The organism is Amycolatopsis sp. NPDC051045 (assembly GCF_040682955.1).
Taxonomy (GTDB): Bacteria; Actinomycetota; Actinomycetes; order Mycobacteriales; family Pseudonocardiaceae; genus Amycolatopsis.
In genome coordinates, this window is the sequence record NZ_JBFBCC010000030.1 from 17,727 (window position 1) to 40,316 (window position 22,590).

The 22,590-nt window shown below is 70.5% G+C and carries 20 protein-coding genes; 11 read left to right on the forward strand and 9 right to left on the reverse strand.

The annotated features are described in order from the left end of the window. Positions 1 to 288 precede the first annotated feature (288 nt). The gene (locus AB0M80_RS39365) at positions 289 to 1,326 is read left to right on the forward strand and encodes an ion channel (RefSeq protein WP_364575130.1); all 1,038 of its coding nucleotides are present in this window, start codon (positions 289 to 291) and stop codon (positions 1,324 to 1,326) included. Between the two features lie 323 nt (positions 1,327 to 1,649). On the opposite strand, the gene AB0M80_RS39370 is transcribed toward AB0M80_RS39365, so the two are convergent. The 4 genes from AB0M80_RS39370 to AB0M80_RS39385 form a co-directional block, all read right to left on the reverse strand. Beyond that, positions 1,650 to 1,961: a hypothetical protein gene (locus AB0M80_RS39370; RefSeq protein ID WP_364575132.1), complete on the reverse strand. Its 312-nt coding sequence runs from the start codon at positions 1,959 to 1,961 to the stop codon at positions 1,650 to 1,652. Between the two features lie 80 nt (positions 1,962 to 2,041). After that, positions 2,042 to 3,253 carry a PP2C family protein-serine/threonine phosphatase gene (locus AB0M80_RS39375; protein ID WP_364575134.1) on the reverse strand — a complete coding sequence of 404 codons (1,212 nt, stop codon included), beginning with the start codon at positions 3,251 to 3,253 and terminating at the stop codon, positions 2,042 to 2,044. A 248-nt stretch (positions 3,254 to 3,501) separates the two neighbouring features. Continuing rightward, positions 3,502 to 4,377 (reverse strand): fumarylacetoacetate hydrolase family protein, encoded by an 876-nt coding sequence (locus AB0M80_RS39380; RefSeq protein ID WP_364575136.1) that lies wholly within the window; start codon positions 4,375 to 4,377, stop codon positions 3,502 to 3,504. A gap of 27 nt (positions 4,378 to 4,404) precedes the next feature. Beyond that, the gene (locus tag AB0M80_RS39385) at positions 4,405 to 4,593 is read right to left on the reverse strand and encodes a hypothetical protein (protein ID WP_364575137.1); all 189 of its coding nucleotides are present in this window, start codon (positions 4,591 to 4,593) and stop codon (positions 4,405 to 4,407) included. 900 nt (positions 4,594 to 5,493) lie between these two features. Between AB0M80_RS39385 and AB0M80_RS39390 the strand changes: the two genes are divergently transcribed. The 8 genes from AB0M80_RS39390 to AB0M80_RS39425 all read left to right on the forward strand — a co-directional run bounded on the left by AB0M80_RS39390 (position 5,494) and on the right by AB0M80_RS39425 (position 16,861). After that, positions 5,494 to 5,649, forward strand: coding sequence for a hypothetical protein (locus tag AB0M80_RS39390; protein ID WP_364575139.1), 156 nt, complete (start codon positions 5,494 to 5,496; stop codon positions 5,647 to 5,649). Between the two features lie 280 nt (positions 5,650 to 5,929). Next, on the forward strand, positions 5,930 to 9,058 hold the full coding sequence (locus tag AB0M80_RS39395) for a BTAD domain-containing putative transcriptional regulator (protein ID WP_364575140.1): 3,129 nt from the start codon (positions 5,930 to 5,932) through the stop codon (positions 9,056 to 9,058). Next, positions 9,055 to 11,349, forward strand: a complete 2,295-nt coding sequence (locus AB0M80_RS39400; RefSeq protein ID WP_364575142.1) for an alpha-N-acetylglucosaminidase — start codon at positions 9,055 to 9,057, stop codon at positions 11,347 to 11,349. Before AB0M80_RS39395 ends, AB0M80_RS39400 begins: the two co-directional genes overlap by 4 nt. A gap of 31 nt (positions 11,350 to 11,380) precedes the next feature. Further along, entirely contained in the window at positions 11,381 to 12,871 is a 1,491-nt protein-coding gene (locus AB0M80_RS39405; RefSeq protein ID WP_364575144.1) for a hypothetical protein, read from the forward strand. A 7-nt stretch (positions 12,872 to 12,878) separates the two neighbouring features. Beyond that, positions 12,879 to 13,346, forward strand: coding sequence for a protein tyrosine phosphatase (locus AB0M80_RS39410; RefSeq protein WP_364575146.1), 468 nt, complete (start codon positions 12,879 to 12,881; stop codon positions 13,344 to 13,346). Between the two features lie 181 nt (positions 13,347 to 13,527). Then, on the forward strand, positions 13,528 to 15,063 hold the full coding sequence (locus tag AB0M80_RS39415; RefSeq protein ID WP_364575148.1) for a glycoside hydrolase family 19 protein: 1,536 nt from the start codon (positions 13,528 to 13,530) through the stop codon (positions 15,061 to 15,063). Between the two features lie 31 nt (positions 15,064 to 15,094). Then, the gene (locus AB0M80_RS39420) at positions 15,095 to 16,618 is read left to right on the forward strand and encodes an NlpC/P60 family protein (RefSeq protein ID WP_364575150.1); all 1,524 of its coding nucleotides are present in this window, start codon (positions 15,095 to 15,097) and stop codon (positions 16,616 to 16,618) included. 105 nt (positions 16,619 to 16,723) lie between these two features. Beyond that, positions 16,724 to 16,861, forward strand: coding sequence for a hypothetical protein (locus tag AB0M80_RS39425; RefSeq protein WP_364575152.1), 138 nt, complete (start codon positions 16,724 to 16,726; stop codon positions 16,859 to 16,861). A gap of 278 nt (positions 16,862 to 17,139) precedes the next feature. Here AB0M80_RS39425 and AB0M80_RS39430 read toward each other — a convergent pair whose 3' ends face one another. Both AB0M80_RS39430 and AB0M80_RS39435 read right to left on the reverse strand, forming a co-directional pair. Further along, positions 17,140 to 17,679, reverse strand: a complete 540-nt coding sequence (locus AB0M80_RS39430; RefSeq protein WP_364575154.1) for a hypothetical protein — start codon at positions 17,677 to 17,679, stop codon at positions 17,140 to 17,142. Positions 17,680 to 17,877: 198 nt separating this feature from the next. Then, positions 17,878 to 18,600, reverse strand: a complete 723-nt coding sequence (locus tag AB0M80_RS39435) for a HEAT repeat domain-containing protein (protein WP_364575156.1) — start codon at positions 18,598 to 18,600, stop codon at positions 17,878 to 17,880. Between AB0M80_RS39435 and AB0M80_RS39440 the strand changes: the two genes are divergently transcribed. Beyond that, positions 18,578 to 19,141 carry a dihydrofolate reductase family protein gene (locus AB0M80_RS39440; RefSeq protein WP_364575229.1) on the forward strand — a complete coding sequence of 188 codons (564 nt, stop codon included), beginning with the start codon at positions 18,578 to 18,580 and terminating at the stop codon, positions 19,139 to 19,141. The two genes, AB0M80_RS39435 and AB0M80_RS39440, sit on opposite strands and share 23 nt — an antisense overlap. 159 nt (positions 19,142 to 19,300) lie before the next feature. Here AB0M80_RS39440 and AB0M80_RS39445 read toward each other — a convergent pair whose 3' ends face one another. Together AB0M80_RS39445 and AB0M80_RS39450 are read right to left on the reverse strand one after the other, a co-directional pair. After that, positions 19,301 to 20,308: an RNA polymerase subunit sigma-70 gene (locus tag AB0M80_RS39445; RefSeq protein WP_364575158.1), complete on the reverse strand. Its 1,008-nt coding sequence runs from the start codon at positions 20,306 to 20,308 to the stop codon at positions 19,301 to 19,303. Positions 20,309 to 21,141: 833 nt separating this feature from the next. Next, positions 21,142 to 21,654 carry a DinB family protein gene (locus tag AB0M80_RS39450; RefSeq protein ID WP_364575160.1) on the reverse strand — a complete coding sequence of 171 codons (513 nt, stop codon included), beginning with the start codon at positions 21,652 to 21,654 and terminating at the stop codon, positions 21,142 to 21,144. 274 nt (positions 21,655 to 21,928) lie between these two features. On the opposite strand from AB0M80_RS39450, the gene AB0M80_RS39455 reads away from it, so the two are divergent. After that, positions 21,929 to 22,132 carry a hypothetical protein gene (locus AB0M80_RS39455; RefSeq protein WP_364575162.1) on the forward strand — a complete coding sequence of 68 codons (204 nt, stop codon included), beginning with the start codon at positions 21,929 to 21,931 and terminating at the stop codon, positions 22,130 to 22,132. A gap of 68 nt (positions 22,133 to 22,200) precedes the next feature. On the opposite strand, the gene AB0M80_RS39460 is transcribed toward AB0M80_RS39455, so the two are convergent. Then, on the reverse strand, positions 22,201 to 22,536 hold the full coding sequence (locus AB0M80_RS39460) for a cupin domain-containing protein (RefSeq protein WP_364575164.1): 336 nt from the start codon (positions 22,534 to 22,536) through the stop codon (positions 22,201 to 22,203). Positions 22,537 to 22,590 lie beyond the last annotated feature (54 nt).

A 22,590-nucleotide genomic window follows, 5' to 3' on the forward strand; every position in this document is an offset into this window, starting at 1 on the left:
GCGCACATGGCGATCTCCGGCAGGGCTGAACCATGAAGGGAAGGCACGTTTCGGGGGCGGAACTTCGGCAATCTCCCCGATTTGGGTTCCTGGCGTTGGGCTGCCGGCCGATCCGGATCGGCCTTCACTGTCGACAATGGACTGGCGCACAGGTCGGCAACATGATGGCCCACGGCAACATTCGCTCGATGTCCGCTGTCGGGATCACGGTCCGGTAAAGTCCATTGTGTCCGATCCGGTGATGTGGTCGGCTGGTGCGATCGGCAGTCGCGTCGGCGGAGGGCACGGATGGCGTTCTTCCTGTCCCGGCTGCTCGCGCGCTGGATCCTGGCCCGGGGGTGGCTGCTGCCGGTGGCGGTCGTCGTGGTCGTGTTCGTGACGAGCTGGCCGCTGATGGCGCTCGCCGAACCGGCGGGCAGCGAGCTGGTGCGGCCGGGAAACTACTGGTGGTACTTCGTCGTGACGGCCGCCACGGTCGGCTACGGGGACTTCTCGCCCGAGACCGCCGCGGGGCACGTCGTGGGCGGCTACGTCATCATCGGCGGGATCGCGACCCTCACGGCGGTTTTCACCAGACTGGCGTCGGCGCTCGAGCAGGCGAAGGGACGGCGAATGCAGGGAACCGAGCCGGTTCGCGCGACCGGGCACACGGTGCTGATCGGCTACACGGCCGGACGGACCGAACGGATCGTGGCCCAGCTGCTGGCCGACGGCGTGACCGGGCTGGTCCTCTGCGCGGGGGAGGAGGTGCCGGTGCACCCGATGCCCGCGGAGCCGGTGGACTTCGTCCGAGGTGATCCGACGGCCGCCGGCGTGCTGGCGCGGGCGGCCGTGCACCGTGCGGCGACCGTTCTGGTGGACATGGCCGACGATAACGAGGCACTGGCCGTGGCGGTCACCGTCGACCACGCGAACCCGGCGGCGCACGTCGTGGTGGCGCTCCGGGACATGGACCGCGCCGAGCTGGTCCGCTACGTCGACCCGAAGATCAACTGCGTGCTGTGGCACACGCCCCGCATGATCACCGAAGAGCTGATCTCGCCCGGAATCGCCGACGTCTACACGGAGCTGATGACCGCGGGCGGTGCCGCCACTTACTCCGTGACGCTTCCGGAGTCGCCGGGGACCTTGGGGACCGAGCGGTGCCGGATCGCACTGGGCCGCGCGTTCGGGGTCACGATCCTGGCCGCGCGGACCGCCGACGGCCTCGTCGTCAACCCCGGCTGGGACGGCGAGCTGCCGGGCGGTTCGGTGCTCTACTACGTCGGCCCGCGGCGGCTCACCGACGCCGAGATCGCGGCCGCCCTGCGCGCGCCGGGCGGCTGAGGCCGGCCGGTCGACGTCGCGCCCGGGACGTGGTCGCGGCACCCCGTGGAGTTCGTCCGCGACGGCCTCGGCGTCGTCCCGGCCGCCGGCGCGCTCGACGTCGACGGCGCGCCCCCTTCGCCCGGTGGCGGCCCGTGATCGGGGGAAGGCGCGGCGACGTACGGCGGACTGCTCGTTCGGGCCGCGGCCCGACGCCCGGCCACCGCTCCGGCGACCGTCCGCTGCGTGGTTGTCTGAAGGCGCGTGGATCGTGTGGCCCGAGACCGCCGCCACCCGGCCGTCGTGGACTTGCCCCGGACCGGCGAAGGGCCGATGTTCGCCCACTACAACGGAGGAGCCAGGAGACTCCCCGGCCCCTCCAGGGGCTGTCGACACTCAGGTGACCGCCGCTCTCGAAGGCCGCCGTGCGCGGTGACCTCCCAGATGACCGGCAGCCCGGTAGCGCCGGCCGCGGTGAGCAGGTCGGCCTCCTCGCGGCTGGACACGTGCAGCACGTGGGCCGCGGTGCCGTGCCGCCGGGCCAGCTCGATCAGCTTGGCCACCGCGTCGATCCCGCCCGAGCGCGGCCGGAACCGCTCGTAGTCGCGTAGGTCGCGGGCGTCGCCATCGTCTACCGCGCCGCAGTCGTCCTCCATGCCGTCGTCACCTGGACCAAGGCATTGTCAGACACGCCTAGGTGGTGCGCCCGGCGGTCACCCTCTGGTCGTCGGAGGTGCTAGGCGGGTGAGGCGGTGTCGGTGTCGGCGCCGTTGTCGGCCTGGCGTTCGGTGCGACCGGTCCCGTGCCAGTCCAGACACAGCACGGTGGCGTCGTCCTGCAGGTGACTGTGGCAGGCGTGCGTTACCGCCCTGGTCGCGGCCCGCACCAGCTCTCTGGTGTGCAGGCCGTCGGTCTGGCGGATCAGAGCGGGCAGGTCGGCGTCGGCGGCGTTGCGTTCGAGCATGCCGTCGGTGAGCAGCACCAGCCGGTCGTCGGGGCGCAGGTCCAGCCGTTGCACCCGGTACCGGTGCGGCTTGACGCCGAAGAGCAGGTCGGGTTCCAGCCGGAGCGGCTCCACGACACCGTCGCGCAGCAGCAGCGGCGCGGGATGGCCGGCGTTCACCAGCTCGACGCCGCCGGTGTGCAGGTCCACACGCAGCAGCAGCCCGGTCGCGAGCGCTACCTCGCCGCCGTGGTCGAGCAGGGCCTGGTTGGCCTGCCGTGCCTGCTCGGCCAGGTCGTGACCGGCTCGGCGGGCCCCGCGCAGCGCGCCGACCAGCAGGGTCGCGGTGAGTGCCGAAGCCACGTCGTGACCGGCGGCGTCGGTGATCGACAGGTGCAGGGTGCCGCGGTCCAGGGTGTAGTCGTAGGTGTCGCCGCCGATGTCGTCGGCGGGCACCAGGGCGCCGGCGACGGTGAACTGGGCTGCTTCGCAGCAGGATGCCGAGGGAAGCAGCTGGTGCTGGATCTCCGCGGCCAGGCTCATCGGTGTGGTGCGCCGGCCGGTGTGGTAGCGGTCGGTGAAGCGGCGGTCGGTGACGATGACGTAGGCCAGCGCGTGTGCGGCCTGGCCCAGCTGGGCCAGCACCTCGTCGTCGCAGAAGGGCACGGTCACCTCCAGGACCCCGACGCAGTCGCCGCGGTTGGTCACCGGCAGCACCACCCGCATCTCGCCGTCGTTCTCCTCCCGCCACGGCCGCTGGGTGCGCAGCACCCCCTCGTAGACGCTGTCCCGCAGCTCGACCGCCTCCAGGGCGCGCCCGTCCGGGTCCCGCGCGGTCGAGGTCAGCCGCACCAGGTGTTCCTCGACGAGGTCGACCAGCAGAAAGGACACGTCGAAGGCCCCCAGCCGCTTCGCCAGGTCACGCGCGCCGACCTCGACCGATTCCACGGGCGGTGCGGTCTCGGCTGCCGCCAGCACATCGCCCGGTCCCAATGCTCTGTCCACGGCATCCTCCGACCACTCGGAGCCCAGCCAACCACACCATCCACACCGCCGGGGCGCCAGACCGCGCCGCGTCGATATGCCAGTACCTGACTGAAAGCGGGGTCGTGCCGCTCGTGCGGGGGCGTCGACGTGGTTGTGGCGCGGCCGGCGCGGGTTCGTGGTCTCCGCGCCGGACGTCTTGGCGACCTTGGCGAAGCCCAGCCGAAACTACGCTGGTGCGGCGCGTTTCCGCCGGTCCCACTGAGCCCTCAGCGCGCGGCGAGCACCCGGCGTACCTCGTCCGCGCCCAGCACTACGGGGGAGCGCAGCGATCCGATTGCGTCGATCTCGATCTCGACCACGTCTCCCGGCCGCAGCCCTTGATCGAGCCCCGGCACGACGGACGTGCCCGTCGAGAGTACGGCGCCGTCGGGGAAGTCGTTGTCCCGCCACAGGTACTCGACCAGTCCGGCTGGTTCGCGGTTGAGCTGGGTGGTACTGGCTTCGCCGGCGAACACCTCGTGACCGTCACGCAGGATGCGCATGCGGAGGCCGAGCGACAGTGGGTCCGGTACCTCCCACGCCGGTCGTACCCGCGCCGACACCGCGCACGAACCGGTGTAGATCTTGGCTTGCGGGAGGTACAACGGGTTCTCGCCTTCGATGCTGCGGGAGCTGACGTCGTCGACCACCACGTAGCCGGCGATCTCCCCGGCACGAGTCAGCAGCAGGCCGAGTTCCGGTTCCGGCACGTTGTTGGCGGAATCGGCACGGATGGCGACCGGCTCGTCGTCGGTGACCACGCGCCACGCGGGCGACTTGAAGAACAACTCGGGCCGCTGCGCGCGGTACACCCGCGCGTAGATGTCCTCGTCGGCGCTCTCCTCGCGGCGGGCCTCCTCGGACCGCAGGTAAGTCACCCCGGCGGCCCACACCTCCATTCGGCCGTCCAGCGGCGGCAGCAAGCGGGTCCCGACCGTGGACACGGGCTCCCCGGCAGTCTCGGCCAGCTGGCGGATCTCCGCCACGGGGTGGCGCAGCAGGTCACTCATCGACGCCACCGCGAGCGGCCGCAGCTGCTCACCGGTGAGCAAGCCAACCCGGATGTTGCCCGTTCCGCCGGCGAATCGCACCAGGTGACTCATCCCGGACCTCCTCGTTCAGTATCGAACCTACGGAGTGCGGAGCGCGGCGGTCAACGAGTGTCGAACAGCCGGGAGCTGCAGCGAAGACAGGTTGTACTGCGCCGCCAGGGCGTGCAGCCGAGCGACGTAGCCTGCCAGCGCGTTCGCGTCGGTCTTCGCGGCGGGCGCTTCCGGGTCCAGATTCGGCGTCGCCGTTATCGACGACGAGGTACCCACCAGCCATCTTCGGGTGCCTGCAGCACGATGGGGGTGGAATCATAGTAGTCACCGAAAAACGGACCTGACCAAGCTCCAGGCACAGGGAGCGTTCGTCTCCACCGGTGTGAGCGGTGCGGTCGAACTCGTGCTGCGCGACAGAGCCGAGGACGTCATGGCGTCGGTCTACGCCGAGGTCGCGCACCGCCGTGGCTGGCTGCCAACAGCACCGCCCCGGACCGGGGAGGAATGACGTCAACAATTGGGGCGAGTGCCGCTTGTGCTCGCCACGTTGCCGCTCCAGATCCAACCAAGGACACCGGAAGAACGATCTCTTGCGTAGTACCAGAGGTTGCCGAGTTCGTTGAACTTCTTGCAGTAAATGTCGGCGGTTCCTGAGCGGTAACTCAAGAGTCCGCAGTTCTCGCCGGGCCCGTTCCGGTATGGCTCTGAACCAATGGTTTGCAGGGTCCCTCCCTGGCCGTTGCGGCCGCTCTGTGGGCAAATAACGGCAGCTTGAGCTGGCGAGACGCCAACGCCGATGAACGATGAAACTGCCATGATCCCCACGGTCATCATTCGTGCGAACAATGCCCTTTTTGACATTTAAGTCCCCTTTCGTGGTGGATGAAGATCGGCGCTTGCGGCGGAAGTTCGAGCTGTCCGCCAGCTAAGCAGGGGTAGTAATACTTTGTCTAGGAATACGGAGCTGTTCAATCTTGGTACCGCCGGTCGGGTGAATATAGGCCAGTGGTGGAAGTAGTGAAATAGGCCATTTTGCAATGATCTTTTGTGCGTGGATGGCAACGCGGAGCACAGGCGAACAGGAGTAGCGCTCTGATGGCGTGCCGGGGGTGGACGACCTCCGCAGGTACGGCGGCACGGTTGTCCCCGTGACGCCGGCGCCGGATCATGATCACGGTGACCTCGGTCTACGTGCTACCGACGGCAAGACCACCCCGGCCTGAGACGGCCTATGCCAAGCGGCTCGTCCAACAGTTCGCCCGCGAGACCCCGGAGTCGGTCACCGCGGTCATGGCGAAGAAGGCACGCGCCGGCCGGGTGTTCATCGATTGATCCCACGACAATCCGGTCAAGACCACGATCGCCCGTACTCCCTGCGCGGCCGCGACCGACCCAGTCGAGAACTGCTCCTACATCGCCCAGTTCACCTTGATGCCAGCAGGTGCTCGAGTCTGCCCTGTGAGTGCCGACGGACTGCCTGCCGGACGCAGTGACCGTCGTGACAGGTGTTCGCGGCCCGGTGCTGGTGCCCGTCTCGGCGTCGGAGGAGCTGTTGACCGGCGCGGAGCCCTGCACCAGGATGACCTCCAGCGCTGGCTCGGGGGGATGACGCATGTGGAGCTTCGCACTGCTGGGGCCACTCGAGGTGCGCCGGGAGGGCGTGGTCATCCCGCTGGCCGCCGCCAAGCACCGGGTCGTGCTGAGTGCGCTGGCCTTGCGTGCGGGGGAGACCGTGTCGGTGGAACGGCTGATCGAGGCCTTGTGGGACGAGGCCCCGCCGGGCGGGGCGCGCACGACTTGCCAGGCGTACGTGATGCGGCTGCGGCAGGCGCTCGGTGACGCGAGCACCATCCAGACCGTTCCCGGCGGCTACGTTCTCGACGTGCCGAAGCACCAGGTGGATCTCTTCCGGTTCGCGGACCTGATCGACCAGGCACGGCAGACGCCTGCCGCCCAGACCCGGTCCGCGCTGCTGCGCCGGGCGCTGGGGCTGTGGCGTGGGCCGGCACTGGTGGACGCGCCGTCGGAAGTGCTGCACCGCGACGAGGTGCCCACGCTCGTGGAACGCCGGCTGCTGGCGCTGGAGCAGCGCATCGAAGCCGACCTGGAGCTGGGTGGCCACGACGAACTGGTGGGTGAGCTACGCGCGCTGACCGCGGAGCACCCCCTCCGGGAACGATTCTGGGCGAGCCTCATGCTCTCGCTCTACCGCGCCGCCCGGCAGGCCGACGCGCTGCAGGTGTACCGCGACCTCGACATGCTGCTGGCCGAGTCACTGGGGCTGGGGCCCGGCGAGGAGGTCCGGAGGTTGCACGACGCGATCCTGCGCAACGATCCTGCGCTCGACGCCGCGCCCGCGCCCGCCCCGCGAGTGGCGGCGACCACGACGCTGCCGCCGGACATCGGCGATTTCGTCGGCCGCGCGGACGAGATCGCCCTCGCGACCGAATTGCTCACCGGCCGGAGCGCGACGGCCGCCCCCATCGTGGTGCTGTCCGGACCGCCGGGGGTGGGCAAGTCGGCGCTGGCCGTGCACCTCGCGCGGCGGCTGCGGTGGGAGTTCCCCGACGGCGTGCTGCACGTCAACCTGCACGGGTACTCGACCAGCCCGGCGGCGACCGTCGGCCAGGCGCTGGGCTACTTCCTGCGCGCGCTCGGCGTTTCCGCCGAGCGGGTACCGCTCGACCAGGACGAGCAGGAACTGCTCTACCGCTCGCTGCTCACCGACAAACGGGTACTGGTGGTGCTCGACAACGCCGCCGATGCCGACCAGGTGCGCAGGTTGCTGCCCGCCGAAGCACGCTGTTCGGTGCTGGTGACCAGCCGCAGCGAGCTGCGTGGGCTGACCGCGCTGCAGGGCGCGCGCCGGGTCGTGCTGGACGTGTTGTCCGAGGACGAGTCCCGGACGCTCATCGCCGGCATCGCGGGCCACGCGATCGACCACGACCCGGTGGCCGGCAGCGAGCTGGCCGCGTTGTGCGGTGGCCTGCCGCTCGCCCTGCGGATCGCGGCGGCCAACCTGTCCAGCCGGCCGCAGCCGGACATCGCCGAGTACGTGGCCGAGCTGCGCCAGGACGACCGGCTGGCGGCGCTGGCCATCGACGGGGACGAGTCGGCGGCCGTGCGGGGCGCGTTCGTGCCCTCCTACCGCGCGCTCAAGCCGGACTCCGCCCGGTTGTTCCGGCTGCTCGGCCTCGTGCCCGGCACGGACTTCGCCGCGCCCACGGCCGCGGCACTGCTGGGCGTGCCGTTCGGCACCGCCACCCGGTTGCTGGAACAGCTGGCCGCGGCGAGCCTGGTGCAGCAGTACGAGCCGCGCCGCTACCAGTTCCACGACCTGCTGCGGCTGTACGCGGTGACGACCTCCCAGGAGGAGGACGACGCGGTAGCGCGTACGCAGGCGTTGTGCCGGGTCTACGAGTACTACCTGCACACCGCGGACGCGGCCGCCGAGCTGCTGCACCCGACGCTGGCCCGGTTCCCCCGGCCGGTGCCCGAGGTGCCGCCGCTGGTGCCGCACCTCGCGGACCACCTGGACGCCGCGGCCTGGTTCGACGAGGAACGCGCGAACCTGGTCGCCGCGGTCCGGCAGGCGGCCGGCGTCGCGCCCGAGTACGCCTGGCACCTGGCCGACGCGGTCCGCGGCTACCTGCACTCCCGCCGGCTGGACGCCGATCTGCTCACCGTCACGACCACCGCCCTCGCCGCCGCCGAAAAGGCGGGGGAGCGCGGGGCGCGGCCGTGGTTGCGCAACAGCAAGGCCATGCTGTTCTGGAGCCGCGGTGACTACCCGGCCGCGATCGAGGACCTCGGCCGGGCGCTGGCCGGGCACCGCGAGAACGGGGACCGGATCGGCGAGACGGTGGCGCTGGGCAACCTCGGTGTGGTGCACCTGGAGCTGGGGGACCTGCCCTCGGCGCTCACGCACTCCACGCAGGCGCTGGCGGCGAGCCGGGAGCTGGGGCAGGAACGGCTGGAGGCCGCCGCGCTGGTCAACCTCGGCGCGATGCACCTGGAACGCGGCGAGCTGGACCAGGCGGACACCCACCTGACCGAGGCGCTCGCGCTGTGCGAACGGGCCGGTCTCACGCACACCGGCGCCACCGCGCGCAACAACCTGGGTGGCGTGCGCTTGCGCCAGGGCCGCATCGACGAGGCGCTGGCGCACCACCACGCCGCGTTGACCGTCCACCGCCGGCTGCGCGCGCGCCACGACGAAGCGGAGGTGCTGCAGAACCTCGGCGCGACCCACCGGGAGGCAGGCGACTACGCCGCGGCCAGCCGGTACTGCGAGCAGGCGCTGGAGCTCGCCGGGGAAACCGGCAACCTGCGGTACGAGGCCGACGCCCTCAACACCCTCGCTTCGGTCGAGCACCGCACCGGTCACCGGGAGACCGCGCTGGCCCAGCACACGTCGGCGTTGGCGATCAGCCGCAGCGCGGGCTACCGGCAGGGCGAGATCACCGCGTTGATCGGCCTCGGCCGCACCCTGCCGCCCGAGGAGGGGCTCCACCACGTCGAACAGGCGCTGGAGCTGGCCGGTTCGACGGGCTTCCGGCTGCGCGAGGCTCAGGCGCTGGCCGTGCTCGCCGTCGTCGAACAGGCACTGGGCCTGGCGGAGCGGGCCCGGCGGCACGACACCGAGGCGACCGCGATGAAACTCGCCATGGGACTCGCGTCAACGCCGCGTCAACCGGACGTCACGACGGCTCAAGAGGATGGGCACATCCCAGTCCGGTGACGACAGGAACCGACACCATGCACAGCATCTCCCGCCGCGGCTTCCTCGTGGGCACCATGGCGACCGCACTGCTCAGCGCGGGCCGTGCCGCACCCGCGTCGGCCGCGGCACCCACACTGGCCTCCGTGCCCGCGGACGGGCCGCTCGTCCGCGCGGCCATCTCCCGGCTGCTCGGCCGGAACGTGGACGGCCTCATCGGCCTGCGCCAGCTCACCCCGCAGGCCGGGGAGGCCGACGCGTTCGAGGTCCGCGAGTTCGAGGGCAGGCCGATCTTCGCGGGCACCAGCGCGGTGGCGACCCTGTCGGCGTTCCACTGGTGGCTCAAGTACGTGGCGGGCCAGCACCTGTCGACCAACGGCGACCGGATCGTGCTGCCTGCCACGCTGCCCACCCCGGCGGCGACGATCCGCCAGTCGACCGAGCTGACCGAGCGCTACGCCTACAACTTCACCGTCTTCGGCTACACCACCCCGTTCTGGGGCTGGTCGGAGTGGGAACGGGAGATCGACCTCCTCGCCGCGAGCGGTACGAACCGGGCGCTCACGCTGATCGGCCAGGAGATGGTCTGGTACGACACCTTCCAGGACTTCGGCATGACCGAGCTGCAGGTGCGCCAGTGGATCTCGCAGCCGGCGATGCAGCCGTGGCAGTGGTACGGCGAGACGACCGGCTACGACGACGAAGCGTCGTCGTTCAGCGGCCCGGTCAGCCTCGCGCTGCTGGAGAAGCGGGCCGAGCTGGGCCTGCGGATCATCCAGCGGATGCGGGAGCTGGGCATCACCCCGGTGTTCCCCGCGTTCGCCGGCCACGTGCCGGACCAGGTGTTCGCCGACCTGCACCCCGACACCCACATTCCCGCGCAGGGCGTCTACGCCGGCCACCCCCGGCCGTACTGGCTCGACACCACCGAGGCCCTCTACCCCGAGGTGGCACAGCGGTTCTACCAGGCCCAGACCGACCGGTTCGGCACCACGACGCACTACTCGAACGACCTGTTCCACGAGGTCGACACGGACGAGCTGCCCGCGGTGCTGGACGGCGCGGACCTCGGCGAAGCGGCCAAGGCGGTGCAGGACGAGCTGGAGAAGGCCGTGCCCGGCGCGATCTGGCTGATGCAGGGCTGGCAGGACAACCCGCAGCTGGACGTGCTCAACGCGGTCGACGAGAACCGGGTCGTGGTGCTCGACCTCGACTCCGACGACAGCCGCAAGTGGGCGGACACCGAGGCCTACTGGGGGGTGCCGTGGTGCTGGGGCACCATCCAGAACTTCGGCGGCAGGCTCGGCATGTTCGGCAACCTCACCGAACCGGGCCGGACGTTCCCGGAGGTGCGCACCTCGTCGCAGCGCAAGCGGCTCGTCGGCAGCGCGATGGCACTGGAGGGCACGCACCAGAACCCGGTCGTCGCGGACCTGCTCAGCGAAATGACCTGGCGGCGCACCGCCGTCGACCTGGAACCGTGGATCCTCGCCTACGCCCGGCGCCGCTACGGCGCCGACGACCCGCACGCCGCCGCGGCCTGGCGGATCCTGCTGCGCACCGCGTACTCGTTCGCCGCCACCGGGCACACCGAGAAGGAAGGCCCCTTCGAGACGCCGTTCGCCGCGTGGCCGACGCTGAACCTGACCTCCGCCTGCAACTTCGGGCCGGACGACTGGCGCTACGACCCGGCCGAGTTCGCGCCGGTGCTCGGCGAGTTGCTGGCCGTCGCGCCCGCGCTGCGCTCGTTGCCGACCTACCGCTACGACCTGGTCGACGTGACCCGGCAGGTGCTCGCCAACCGGGGCCGGCTGCTGGTCGACCAGCTCCGTGAAGCCTACGAAGCACGGGACCGCGCCGGGGTTTCCCGCCAATCGCAACGGTTCCTGCGCGCGCTCGACCTGTCGTCGGAGATCCTCGCGACCGACCGCGGCTGGCTGCTCGGCCCGTGGCTGGAGCAGGCGAAGTCGTGGGGATCGGACGACGAGGAGCGTGGCATCCTGGAGTGGCACGCGCGGTCGATCCTCACCATCTGGACCTCGAAGACCCTCGGGGCGAACGGGCTGCACGAGTACGCGAACCGCGACTGGCACGGCCTGCTCGGCGGCTACTACCGGCCGAGGTGGCAGAAGTTCCTGGACGCGTTGCCCGGCACGATCAGCTCCGGCAACGAGCCGAGCCTGGAGGACGAGTGGGACCGGTTCGGTCTCGCCTGGACCGCGCAGACCGAGGCGCACACCACCCAGCCCGTCGGCGACCCGTACACCGTCGCTTCCCGGATCGCGGCCGAACTCGCGGGCGACCCGGTCTGAAGTCCGCCCACCACCCTCCTGGAGCTCCGTCATGCCCGGAATCAGCCGTCGTTCGATCCTGCGGGGCGGTGTGCTCGCCGCGACCGCCGTGGTCACCACCAGGCTCGCAGGCACGGCCACCGCCTTCGCCGCCCCCGCGAGCCAGTTCGCGGTGGCCTACAACGAACTGGACATCACGCCGCACGTGCCCGACTGGCCCAGCCTCTGGATGGGCGGCTACGGCTGGGACCCGCGGGGCGCCTCCGCGTCGGCCCCGCCGCCGGCGCACCCGCTGCGCGCGCACTGCATCGCCATCCACGACAACGGGTCGGTCAACGTGCTGCTGCGGGTCGACGTGGTGAGCATCCCCCGTGACGTGCACCAGGAGCTGCGCAGGCGGGTGTGCGACGAGCTGGGCCTGGTCGGCAGCTCGGACTTCATGGTCGTGGCCAGCCACACGCACAGCGGCCCGTTCATCGGCGACACCCACCCCGACCCGAGGGTGGTGCTGAACGTGAGCGACGCCGACGTCGACGCCGTCAACGGATCGACGTCCGTGTTCATGGACCTGCTCACCGACCTGGTCGAGCGGACCGTGGCCGAGACGCCCATCCCGGCGACCCTGCACTTCGCCGAGGGGTCGGCGGAAGTCGGGCGCAACCGGGTCGGTCTCGACCTCGTGCTGACCGGCGTGCCGGTCGTCGCCGTGCGCGACGCCCAGAACGGTGGCCTGCTCGCCGTGCTGTTCGGCTGCGCGACGCACCCCGTGTCGTGCGGCCGGGCGCCGTTCGAGTTCCACAGCGACTTCGTCGGCGTGGCCGCGGAGATCGTGGAGCAGGAGCTCGGCGCCATGGCGTTGTTCTTCCAGGGCACCGCCGGCGACCAGGACCCGCTTCCGCTGCCGACCGGCGAACTGGGGCAGATCCTCGCCTCGGCCGTCATCGACACGATCGACCAGGGCGATTTCACCGACGTCGAGGGCCCGATCACGACCGAGCTGACCGAGATCGAGCTGCCGTTCGCCGTCGACACCACCGACGACGGCGTGCGCGCCGAGCTGCGGAGCAAGTTCGAGTCCAGGTTGGACGGTCATCTGGGGCAGGCGGAGGTGCGGCACGCGCGGCTGATGATCGGGCAGCTCGACACGGGTACTCTCCCCGCGTCGATCCCGATGCCGTTGCAGTGCTGGAAGATGGGCGGGCTGACCATCCTCGGACTGGCCCACGAGGTGGTCAGCGACTACCACGTGCTGATCGCCGCCGCCGCCCAGGACGCCGGCGTCGGCAACCTGTGGATCATGGGGTACGCCAACGAGACGCAGTGCTACGTACCGTCCGACCGGATCCTGTGGGCGGGTGGTGACCTGCACATCGGCTACGAGGCCGGCTGGAACGACGACCCCTGGATCGCCGGCTACGGCAGCAGCATGCTCTCCTACGGGTGGCCGTCCCCGTTGAACGCGTCGGAGCCCGGCAGCGACCCCGCATCCCCGGACAGCACCGAAGCGCTCGTGCTGGCCGCCTGCGAGGGTCTGCTCGGCTGAGCGCGACATGCACGTCTGCTTCGTGTGCAGCACCAACACCTGCCGTTCCGCCATGGCCGCGCTGGTCTTCCGGGAACACGTGGCCCGCGGCGGGCTCGCCGGCCGGGTGCGGGTCACCAGCGCGGGCACCGGGCTGTGGCAGGCGGGCGCCCCCGCCGACCGCCGGGCCGCCGCGGTGCTGGCCGAGCACGGCTACCCCACCGGACACGTGGCCGCCCCGCTGGGCCGCGACCACCTGGCGGCGTCGCTGTTGCTGGCTCTGGATTCCGGGCACGCGAGGACCCTGCGCAGACTGGTCGACGACCTGACCCGCGTGCGGCTGCTGCGCTCGTTCGACCCGGCGGCGGGGGAGGACGCCGACGTACCCGACCCGTACTACGGCGGGCCGGGGGAGTACGCCGAGGTGCTCCGCATGGTCGAATCGGCCGTGCCCGCGCTGTTCGACTGGGTGTGCGTGAGGGTGCGCCACCACTAGGAAGACACCCGCGCAAAGGTCGCAAGTGGACTGTCCACTTGCGGCCTTTCGCTGTTTCCGGGTGCCGGTGCCGATGACGCGACCCGTCGTCGCCGCGTCACGACGCAGTCAACGGCGCTCGGCAGGCTCGGTCCCGACAGCAAGGGACAGCAGTACTTCCGAGCGAAACGGAGCTCCACCGATGTCCAAGCCCCTGCGCACGACACTGGCGCTGGCCGTCAGTGCCGGCCTTCTCGTGGTGCCCGCGCCACCCGCGACCGCGGCGACCGGTCAGGAGGACCGCATCGCCGTGCTCGAAGGCGACACGCTCTTCGTCAAGGAGGGCGGACTCGACGCGGACTGGGAGCGCCAGGAGTCCGACGTCAAGAAGTTCCAGCTGGACGGCGACCGGATCGCGGTGCTGAAGAACGACGGTTCCCTGCTGGTCAAGGAGGGCGACCTCGGCCCCGACTGGTACACCGTCGACGCCGACTCGGTCACCGACTTCCAGATCCGCGACGGGCGCATCGCGTTCACCGAGGGCCCCGACCTGTACGTGGTCGACGGCGAGCTGGACGGCGAGGTCGTGCACCAGGACGCGGTCGTCAAGTCGTTCCGGATCGAGGGCGACCGCATCGGGGTCCTCACCACCGACAACGTGTTGCAGGTCAAGGAGGGCGACCTCGGCCCCGACTGGGCGGTGATCAGCGAGAACAACGTCACCGACTTCCAGCTGGAGGACAGCCGGATCGCCTACACCGAGGGCACCGAGCTCTGGGCGCAGGAGGGCGAGCTCGACGCCGAGTCCATCCTGCAGGAGTCCGACGTCAAGAAGTTCGCGCTGAGCGGCGACCGGATCGGCGCGTTGCAGAACGACGGCCTGCTGCAGGTCAAGGGCGGCGACCTGGAGCCCGGCTGGGACGAGATCGCCGGTGGTGTCACGGACTTCAAGCTCGACGGCGACCGCATCGGCTACCTGGAAGGCACCGACCTGTGGGCGCAGGAAGGGGAGCTGGACGCCGAGTCGTTCCGCCAGGAGGAGGGCGTGTCCGCGTTCGACCTCGTCGGCGACCGGGTCGCGGTGGTCAAGAACGGTGAGCTCCTGGTCAAGGAGGGCGACCTCGAACCCGGCTGGTTCACCGCCGACGAAGACAGCGCGACCGGCGTGCAGCTGCTCGCCGCACCACGCCACGGCGGCGGTGGCGGCACGCTCGTGACGCTCGACGACTTGACCGCCATCTACGGCTTCCTGCGCGAAGAGGACATCGTCGCGGAGGGCCTCGACAGCCTCAACCAGGCCATGGCCGAAGGCGAGATCACCAACCCGGCCCGCATCGCGGCGTTCCTCGCCACTCTGCGCAACGAGAGCGGTTTCCGCTACAACGCCGGGGAAGACGGTCAGACCGTCCCCTACCTCGGGCGTGGGTACATCCAGCTCACCGGTTCCGCCAACTACGGCGCCGCGAGCGGCTACGTCGGCCACGACCTGCTCGCCGACCCGGAGGCCGCCGCCTCGCTGCAGTACAGCGCCCAGATCGCGAAGTGGTACTGGACCGAAGCCCGCTCGGACAGCAACAACGCCGCCGACAACCTGAACATGGGCCTCGTCGACGCCTACATCGGCTACGCCAAGGACGCGCGCGAAGACGGCGAGCGCTGCTCCGACTTCGAGGCCGCGCTGCGCTACTTCAACGGCGGCGAGCTGCCCGACGGCCACATCAACTGCGTCCGTCCCTGACTTCTCCCGACACTCCACGAGGACATCTGCGATGAAGAAAACCTTCCGGCTGGCGCTCGCCGCCGTGATCGGGCTCGGCACCACCGCGCTCAACCTCGCCGCCGCACCCGCCGCCTCCGCGGCTCCCGAGTGCGGGGTGTTCGCCGACGGCGCCGCGGCCGAAGCCGCGGCCGCGGTCGAGAGCGCCTGCGAGCAGATCGGCGTCCCGTACGCCTGGGCCGGCGGCCACGGTGCCGAGCCGGGGCCGTCCAGGGGGGATTGCAACGCGGGCGCCGGTGCGCCGAACGACTGCAACGTCATCGGCCTCGACTGCTCCGGCTTCGTCCGCTACGCCTACGCGCTGGCCGTGGGCGAAGACATCATCAACGGCATCACCACCACCCAGTGGCAGTCGTCCAGAGTCGTCGACCGGTTCCTGAGCTCCGAGGGCTACGACCCCCTGCTGCCCGGCGATCTGCTGCTGTACGGAACCGCTCCCGGCAACCTGCACCACATTTCGATGTACCTCGGTGACGGCTGGATCGTCGAGGCACCGAACTCCGGCGCGCTGGTCCGGGTTTCCGCCGCCTCTTCGCACGGGGATTACTACGGCGCGGTCCGCCTCTTCGAGGGCGGCACGTCGAGCGCTCCGGCACCCGGCTCGCAGCGCGTCGCCTACGCCGAGGGCGGCGAGCTGTGGGCGAAGGACGGCGACCTGGAGGCGCCGCCGGAGTGGCAGGCCTCCGACGTGAAGAAGTACGTCATGGAGGGCGACCGCGTGGCGGTGCTGAAGAACGACGGTGCGTTGCTGGTCAAGGAAGGTGACCTCGGCCCCGACTGGTACACCGTCGACGCCGACTCGGTCACCGACTTCCAGCTCGACGGCGACCGCATCGCGTTCACCGAGGGCACCGACCTGTACGTGGTCGACGGCGAGGTGGACGGCGAGGCCGTGCACCAGGACGCGGTCGTCAAGGCGTTCCGGATCGAGGGCGACCGCGTCGGCGTGCTGACCGCCGAGGGCGAACTGCTCGTCAAGGAAGGCGATCTCGGACCCGAGTGGGAGACCATCGCCGACAGCGGTGTCACGGACTTCCAACTGCACGGCACCCGCATCGCCTACCGCGAGGGCACCGCGTTGTTCGCCCAGGAAGGCGAGCTCGACGCGCCGTCGGTGGACCAGGAGGTCGACGCGACCGCCTACCAGCTCTCCGGTGACCGCCTCGCGGCGCTGACCGCGGCAGGTGAGCTGCTGGTCAAGGAAGGCGACCTCGACCCCGGCTGGTTCACGGTGGACGCCGATTCGGTCACCGCTTTCCACCTCGACACCGACCGCATCGCCTTCGCCGAGGGCGGCGAGCTCTACGCCAAGGACGGCGACCTCGACGCGGACATCGTCCACCTGGGCAGCGGCGTCACCGCCTTCCAGCTCGACGGCGACCGGATAGCGGCCCTGCGGGGCGACGACCTCGAGGTGAAGGAGGGTGACCTCGACGCGGACTGGATCGCGGTGAACCCGGACTCGGTGACGAGCTTCCAGATCGGCGCCGACCTGAACCGCCCCATCATGAACTGACCGTGCCGACACCGGTGGCCGGGGCGGGAGCGCCCCGGCCACCTTTGGATCGGTGTGTATCCCCGGCCGGCAGGGGGTCAAGCGGCCGGCCTGGGCTTCCTCCCGATGACGGTGGTCAACTTCGCCGTCGCGATGGCGATCCCGCGGCTGACCAACCGCTTTTCCGGAGCGGTGCTGCTGACGGCCGGCGTTGCGGCCACGCTCGGCCGGGATGGCCTGGCTGAGCCGGCTGGATCCCGGTGACCCCTACCTCGGGCGGTCGCGCTGCCGATGGCCGGTGGGCAGCGCGCACGCTTCCTGGCGATCACTTTGGTCATCGTGGCGCCCTGGAGGGAACGCGGAACTGCGCGCACTGCGGTACTTCGCGACCGTCGCCGAGGAGTTGCCCTTCGGCTTGGCCGCCGAGTGGCTGGACTGACGCGGTTCCCGTCTGCGGCCGCCTCGGTGCGGCAGCGGGATCCGCCGACGCGCGCGGGCCGCGGCCGATCGGACAGGTCGGCTGCGGCCCGGCGGTGTGCGGGTCAGAGGATGACGACGTTGACCGGTCCCGAAGTCTGGGTCAGCCCCTGCGGGGTGAGGCAGGCGACCAGGTTGACCGAGGCCACCACCTTGGCCATGACCAGGGTGTGGCCGGCGTAGTCGCCGGAGGTGATCTGACCGGTTTCGGTGATCACGCTGACGCCGTCCGGCCGGAGCACGATCAGGCCGGTGTAGGTGAAGTGGGAGTCGTGCGTGCCGGGAGCGGCCCAGTCGATCCTGCCGGTTCCGCCGGAGCCGCCGTCGAGGCAGCTCAGGGGGCCCGTGCCGTCCAGTTCGAAGGTGCCGGCCGTGTGGACGAAGTCCAGAGCCACGCAGACCCCGAGGTTTCCTTCCGTGTGCACGTGGACGTTGGGTGGGGTGAACACCAGGCGCAGCCCGGGGTCGTAGGTCGAGGACTGCGCGCCCGCCGCGCACGTCACCGGGGCGGTGTCGGCGGAGGCCGCGGTGGCGCCGGTCAAGGCCAGGGACACGGTGGCGACCAGGGCCAGCAGCGCTTTCGCCACGGTCCGGATGTTTCTCATGATGTTCCGTTCCGGCCTCGGGGGATGTCGTGGTCGTTCGGTGGAATCACCGCCCGGGCGGCATTGCGGGGCCTTTGTCGTTCATTTCGGAAGGGAGTCACTGGTGATTCCGTGGCTCTGGCGAAACGATACGCGCTGCGCTCGTCCGCGCCGCACAAATCCCCCGGCTGGGGGAGTGGGCTGGTTCGACGTTGATTTTTAACGTCTTATCAGCTGTTGATGTTCGGCGATATAAGATCTTTCCAGTCTCAATTGTTGGCGGGCTTTGTCCACTAATTGTCCAAAATTCGGTGGCCGGAGGCTGGGTCGGGTTGGACGGCAGACACCCCCGCCCCGACCCGGCCAACCGGACATCTGTTCATGTCGGAACAGCGCGTTTCCCTGTCCATCGAATGGGGGCATCGGGGATGACCCAGCGAAGCGATCAAGGACAACCTGCACACGTGGGCTTCGATGACCTGGTGCAGATCGCCCGCCGCTGACGCCGCGTCTTACCTCGGCCAGCTGGCGGGAATCGATCCGCCACCACAGCAGCGACAGAATCGCCAGGCGACGTACGACGGCGTCCGGATCTTGCCGAATCGTGCGGCAGAGCAGCGGCAACACCCGTCGGCCGACGTTTTTGCCGAGCCGTCGCCGGCCGGGAACGGCTACGGCGTGCCGGCGGATGATGAGGTGTGGCGAATTCAGGCCGGTCACCGCGGCGTCCACCTCGTGCGCTGCGATGTCGGAAAAGCCGCTACCAGACGCGAGGTGCTGGTCCAGCGCGGGCAGGTACGCCGGACTCCGCGCGATGAAGTCCGCCAGGGGGCAGTAGTCCAGCGGTGGCACGCTCTGATGAGTTTTTCGCGCCGCGCCCGTCTGTACGTGTGAGACCGACCCACGGAAGGCTGGCATGATGCGGAAACTGATCTTCGGCATGAACGTGACCCTGGACGGCTACATCGCCGCGACCGGCGACGACATCGGCTGGAGCGTGCCGAGCGACGAGCTGTTCCAGTGGTGGCTCGACCGGGAGCGGGCGAGCGATCTGTCGCTGTACGGGCGCAAGCTGTGGGAGATGATGAGCTCCCACTGGCCGACCGGCGACCGACTGCCCAACGCTACCCCGGCGGAGATCGAGTTCGCGCGGAACTGGCGGGACACGCCGAAGGTGGTGTTCTCCTCGACGATCGACGAGGTCGACTGGAACACCCGCCTGGTCACCGGCGACGCGGTCGCCGAGATCACCCGGCTCAAGGCCGAGGACGGCGGCCCGATGGGCATCGGCGGCGCGACGCTCGCCGGGGCGGCCATGCGGGCCGGGCTGATCGACGAGTACCAGCTGGCGACCCACCCGGTTCTGGTGGGCGGCGGCACGCCGTTCTTCGCGGCGCTGGACAGCTGGGCGAACCTGAACCTCGTGGAGACGCGGACGTTTCCCGGCGGCGTGGTGCTGACCCGATACGAGACGAGGCGATGAGCACGGGCCACATGCCCGGGTCGTGAGGCCAGGTCGAAATCCTTCCTGGCGTGCTCATCGTGACTTCGGCGCTGGAGATGAGGAGCCCCGCCGGCAACGCCGGCGGGGCGGTGACGGCGCCCCGTGCGCTGGACTCGTCGACGACGGGGACACGGGTGATCACAGTGTCGGGGGCAGGTCCAGCCATGGTTTGTCGGTGGCGTCGAATCCGGTGAGCTCGGCAATCTTCCCGTCGACGATGTGCAGGACCGCAATGGCAAAGAGCCGGTACTCCGGGTCGTCGGGGGTGCGGAGGTACAGCACGGCGGCAGGCGTGCGGTTGATCGTCGTGGTGATACCGCGCCAGTCGTCGTGGCCGCGCTGGAAGAGCCCACCGGAGACCCAGCCGTCCACCGCATCCTTGGCCGTCATGGTCGAGGTGCCCGGCTCGGGCAGCATCGCGAAGCGCAGGTCGTCGCGCAGCAGGGACATCAGCCCGTCGAGGTCGTTGCGCTCGTGGGCGTCGATGTAGGACTTCACCACGCCGCGCTCGTCATCCGACAGCTCGTGGGTGGCGGGGCTCCGCCAGTCGAGGCGGCGGTCGGGCAGCTGCTCGCGCATCGTCACGCGTGCCCGCTGCAGTGCGCTGGTCACCGATGCGACGGTCAGCTCGAGGGCGTCGGCGGCCTTCGACGCCGGCCAGCCGAGGACGTCGCGCAGGATGAACACCGCCCGCTGCCGCGGCGGCAGGTGCTGGACGGCGACGATGAACGCCAGCTCGATCGTCTCCCGCGCCACCGCCGATTCCTGCGGGTCCTCGGGGAGCATCCGGTCGGGGTAGGGCTGCAGGTACAGCATCTCGGAGCCGGATTCCGGCAGCTCGGACGGTACGGGTGTGCGGTCGTTGCGCTTGTCCAGGAAGTCGAGGCAGACGTTCGTCGCGATCCGGCACAGCCAGGTCCGCAGCGCAGCGTGGCCCTTGAACGACTCCCGCTTGTTCCACGCTCGCAGGAACGTCTCCTGCGTCATGTCCTGGGCGTCCTCGTAGTTCGCGAGCATCCGGTAGCAGTGCACCTGCAGCGCACGCCGGTGGCGCTCCGTGATGAGCGCGAACCGCGCTGCATCGCCTGAGCGGGCCGCCGCGATGAACGTGGCCTCGTCGGCGCCCAGCGGTCTGGCGTCGGTCATGGTCGTCAATCCTTCCACCGGTGCGAGGGGGCTACCAGAACTGACGGCGTGGCGGAGGATTTCTGATCGGTCGATCCAGGGGTGCTCCAGGCCAGGCACCCCTCGATGCCGAGGTGGGGCCAAGTCAGAGTGCCGCACTTCGCAGCGACCGGCGAGGACGAGGGTCTGGACCGCCACGCGCGCGAGCCCCGCAGAGCACCAGGATCGCCACGCGTCACACGCAGAACCCCGGCGACGGGCGACCAGATCCCACCCTCGCCGACGGGTACCGGAGGACACGTTGAGGCGCTGATCTTCATCGTCCGGCCGAGTTGACCCACCCCACCACCACCGAGGCCCCCCTGCGCGGCGGATCGTTGGTCCGCCTGGCCGGTGGGCCGGTGGCCCAGTCGCTCCGGGCGCGGATCGCGATGCGTCGGACCCGACCATCGTGCATCCACCGCGGTGACGGACTTCAGGCGGTAAGTGCTGGGAAGTGGCCGTTGAGGAGCGTTTTGAACAGTTCCGCCAGCTGCCCGGCAGCAGCTTGCCCGCGCATTTGGTCAGCGTGGCGGCTGACCACCAGCGTCGTTCGATGAGGCCATCGCGCCTCGAAGTGCGGGTGCGGGAGGAAGCGGTCGATCAAGAGGTCAGGTCCGGCCGTCGTTCCAGCGTCGGCGACCGCGGTCCGGCAGGCAGGCGGATTTGGTCCCCGGTGAAAGGGACTTCGTGCTCTGATCCGTGAGTACCTCCCCCGGCGATGCCGGCCACGAGACCCGCAGGAGGACCTGATGACCGGAACCACGACCAGCCCGTTGGTGCGCCAGGACGGGAGCACGTGCTGTGCTGAGCCGCTACCGATCGAGGGTGAGCTGCTGCCGGTGGAAGGCGAAGTGCCGGCTCGGGTAGCGGTAGATGTCGGCCATGGTCATGGTGGGCCGGAAGAAGGGGTCCCACCGGGTCGGGTAGTGCATCCGGCGCGCGAGGTCGGCGTCGGTGGCCCGGTCCAGGCTGCGGTGCAGCGACGCGATGATGTGGTCGAGCCACGCGGCGGCGCGCCGGGGTCCGATCAGGCCGCCGCCGCAGGATCCGAGGTAGTTGATCACGTGGAAGGGGGGAGCGGCCGCGTCGAGCACGGCGGCGAACCCGCGGCTCACGGGGTCGGGCAGCCGGCCGAAGAGGCGGACCAGCACCAGCAGGGCACGCACGATCTGGTAGCCGAACACGAGGTGGAACAGCAGCTGCCGGTTGGTCCACCGGGTTCCCGCCGACCGGTGGCGGAGATCGGTGGCGGTCGCGGCGGCTACCAGCGCGTGGAGGGTGGCGCGGTCGCGCTCCCACTGCTCGTGCACTTCTCGCCGGTCCATGGTTCGGCCCTCCGCTCGCGCTGGTCGAGCATCCCACCGGTCAGCTGAAGCCGGACTCAGCAACGGAGCCTCCAGGAACGCCCACAGGAACACGAATCCGGTGGTGACCCGTAGGACAGCCAGGGACTCCCAGCGGTCGCGGGCTCGGCCACGAAGCCGGTGACGGCCGCCGGGCGCCGGTTCCCGGGGACCGGGCGGAACGGATCAAAGGCCCTCCGAACCGGGGGCGGAAGCTCGCGCTGGGAGCGGCTTCGGCGAAGAAGGTCGGTGGCCGATGAACAGCTCGGCCGTCGAGGAGCACGAGCGCGAGCTGCCTGCCCAGCGGACGGTCGGCTGGCCGGAGAAGGAGCCGGACGTCGTCGTGGACCGCGTCGTGCTGGCCGGGTGGCTGCTCGACCTCGCCGACCGGGCACAGCTGCTGGCCGTGGCCGGGGCGGGTTCCGCGGTCTCGCCCTCGGCTCGGCGAGCCAGTCGCTGATGTCCTACGCGCTCTGCCCGGTGCTGATCGCCCGCGGCGGGACCCGCCGCACCGCCCCGCCAGGTCTGCTACCGCAATGCGACCGTGAGGAGGACGACGGCGTCGCCGAGTGCCGTGAGTCCGTGGCGTTCCGGCGGTATGGTCGCCAGCTGCCCACGCTCGAGGGTCCATTCCTCGCTGTGGCTGTGCAGCCGCACCGTGCCCGAGACGACGTAGAGCGTCGCGGCCGGCGGTGAGTCGTGCTCGGCCAGCTCGGCCCCGTCGACCAGCGCGATCAGGGTGGCCCGTTGGGAGTTCCCGGACACCAGCGTCCGCGCTGCCCGCCGGGAGCCGTGGCCGCGGGCTTCGGCGAGCAGGTCCGGCGCGACTGCGTCGATCGACGTGACAGCGGGGTGCCCGGTCATCGCATGCGCTCCCATCCTCGGGCGGCCCGGTCCCGAGCCCGTCCACACGCTCAC

Excerpts from the sequence above, each read along its gene's own strand:
- AB0M80_RS39395 (WP_364575140.1), top strand. The coding sequence starts at position 5,930 with ATGTGGAGCTTCGCACTGCTGGGGCCACTCGAGGTGCGCCGGGAGGGC.
- AB0M80_RS39450 (WP_364575160.1), bottom strand. The coding sequence starts at position 21,654 with ATGGACCGGCGAGAAGTGCACGAGCAGTGGGAGCGCGACCGCGCCACC.
- AB0M80_RS39410 (WP_364575146.1), top strand. The coding sequence starts at position 12,879 with ATGCACGTCTGCTTCGTGTGCAGCACCAACACCTGCCGTTCCGCCATG.
- AB0M80_RS39455 (WP_364575162.1), top strand. The coding sequence starts at position 21,929 with ATGAACAGCTCGGCCGTCGAGGAGCACGAGCGCGAGCTGCCTGCCCAG.
- AB0M80_RS39430 (WP_364575154.1), bottom strand. The coding sequence starts at position 17,679 with ATGAGAAACATCCGGACCGTGGCGAAAGCGCTGCTGGCCCTGGTCGCC.
- AB0M80_RS39435 (WP_364575156.1), bottom strand. The coding sequence starts at position 18,600 with ATGCCGAAGATCAGTTTCCGCATCATGCCAGCCTTCCGTGGGTCGGTC.
- AB0M80_RS39365 (WP_364575130.1), top strand. The coding sequence starts at position 289 with ATGGCGTTCTTCCTGTCCCGGCTGCTCGCGCGCTGGATCCTGGCCCGG.
- AB0M80_RS39380 (WP_364575136.1), bottom strand. The coding sequence starts at position 4,377 with ATGAGTCACCTGGTGCGATTCGCCGGCGGAACGGGCAACATCCGGGTT.
- AB0M80_RS39420 (WP_364575150.1), top strand. The coding sequence starts at position 15,095 with ATGAAGAAAACCTTCCGGCTGGCGCTCGCCGCCGTGATCGGGCTCGGC.
- AB0M80_RS39460 (WP_364575164.1), bottom strand. The coding sequence starts at position 22,536 with ATGACCGGGCACCCCGCTGTCACGTCGATCGACGCAGTCGCGCCGGAC.
- AB0M80_RS39445 (WP_364575158.1), bottom strand. The coding sequence starts at position 20,308 with ATGACCGACGCCAGACCGCTGGGCGCCGACGAGGCCACGTTCATCGCG.
- AB0M80_RS39370 (WP_364575132.1), bottom strand. The coding sequence starts at position 1,961 with ATGGAGGACGACTGCGGCGCGGTAGACGATGGCGACGCCCGCGACCTA.
- AB0M80_RS39425 (WP_364575152.1), top strand. The coding sequence starts at position 16,724 with ATGACGGTGGTCAACTTCGCCGTCGCGATGGCGATCCCGCGGCTGACC.
- AB0M80_RS39405 (WP_364575144.1), top strand. The coding sequence starts at position 11,381 with ATGCCCGGAATCAGCCGTCGTTCGATCCTGCGGGGCGGTGTGCTCGCC.
- AB0M80_RS39415 (WP_364575148.1), top strand. The coding sequence starts at position 13,528 with ATGTCCAAGCCCCTGCGCACGACACTGGCGCTGGCCGTCAGTGCCGGC.
- AB0M80_RS39440 (WP_364575229.1), top strand. The coding sequence starts at position 18,578 with ATGCGGAAACTGATCTTCGGCATGAACGTGACCCTGGACGGCTACATC.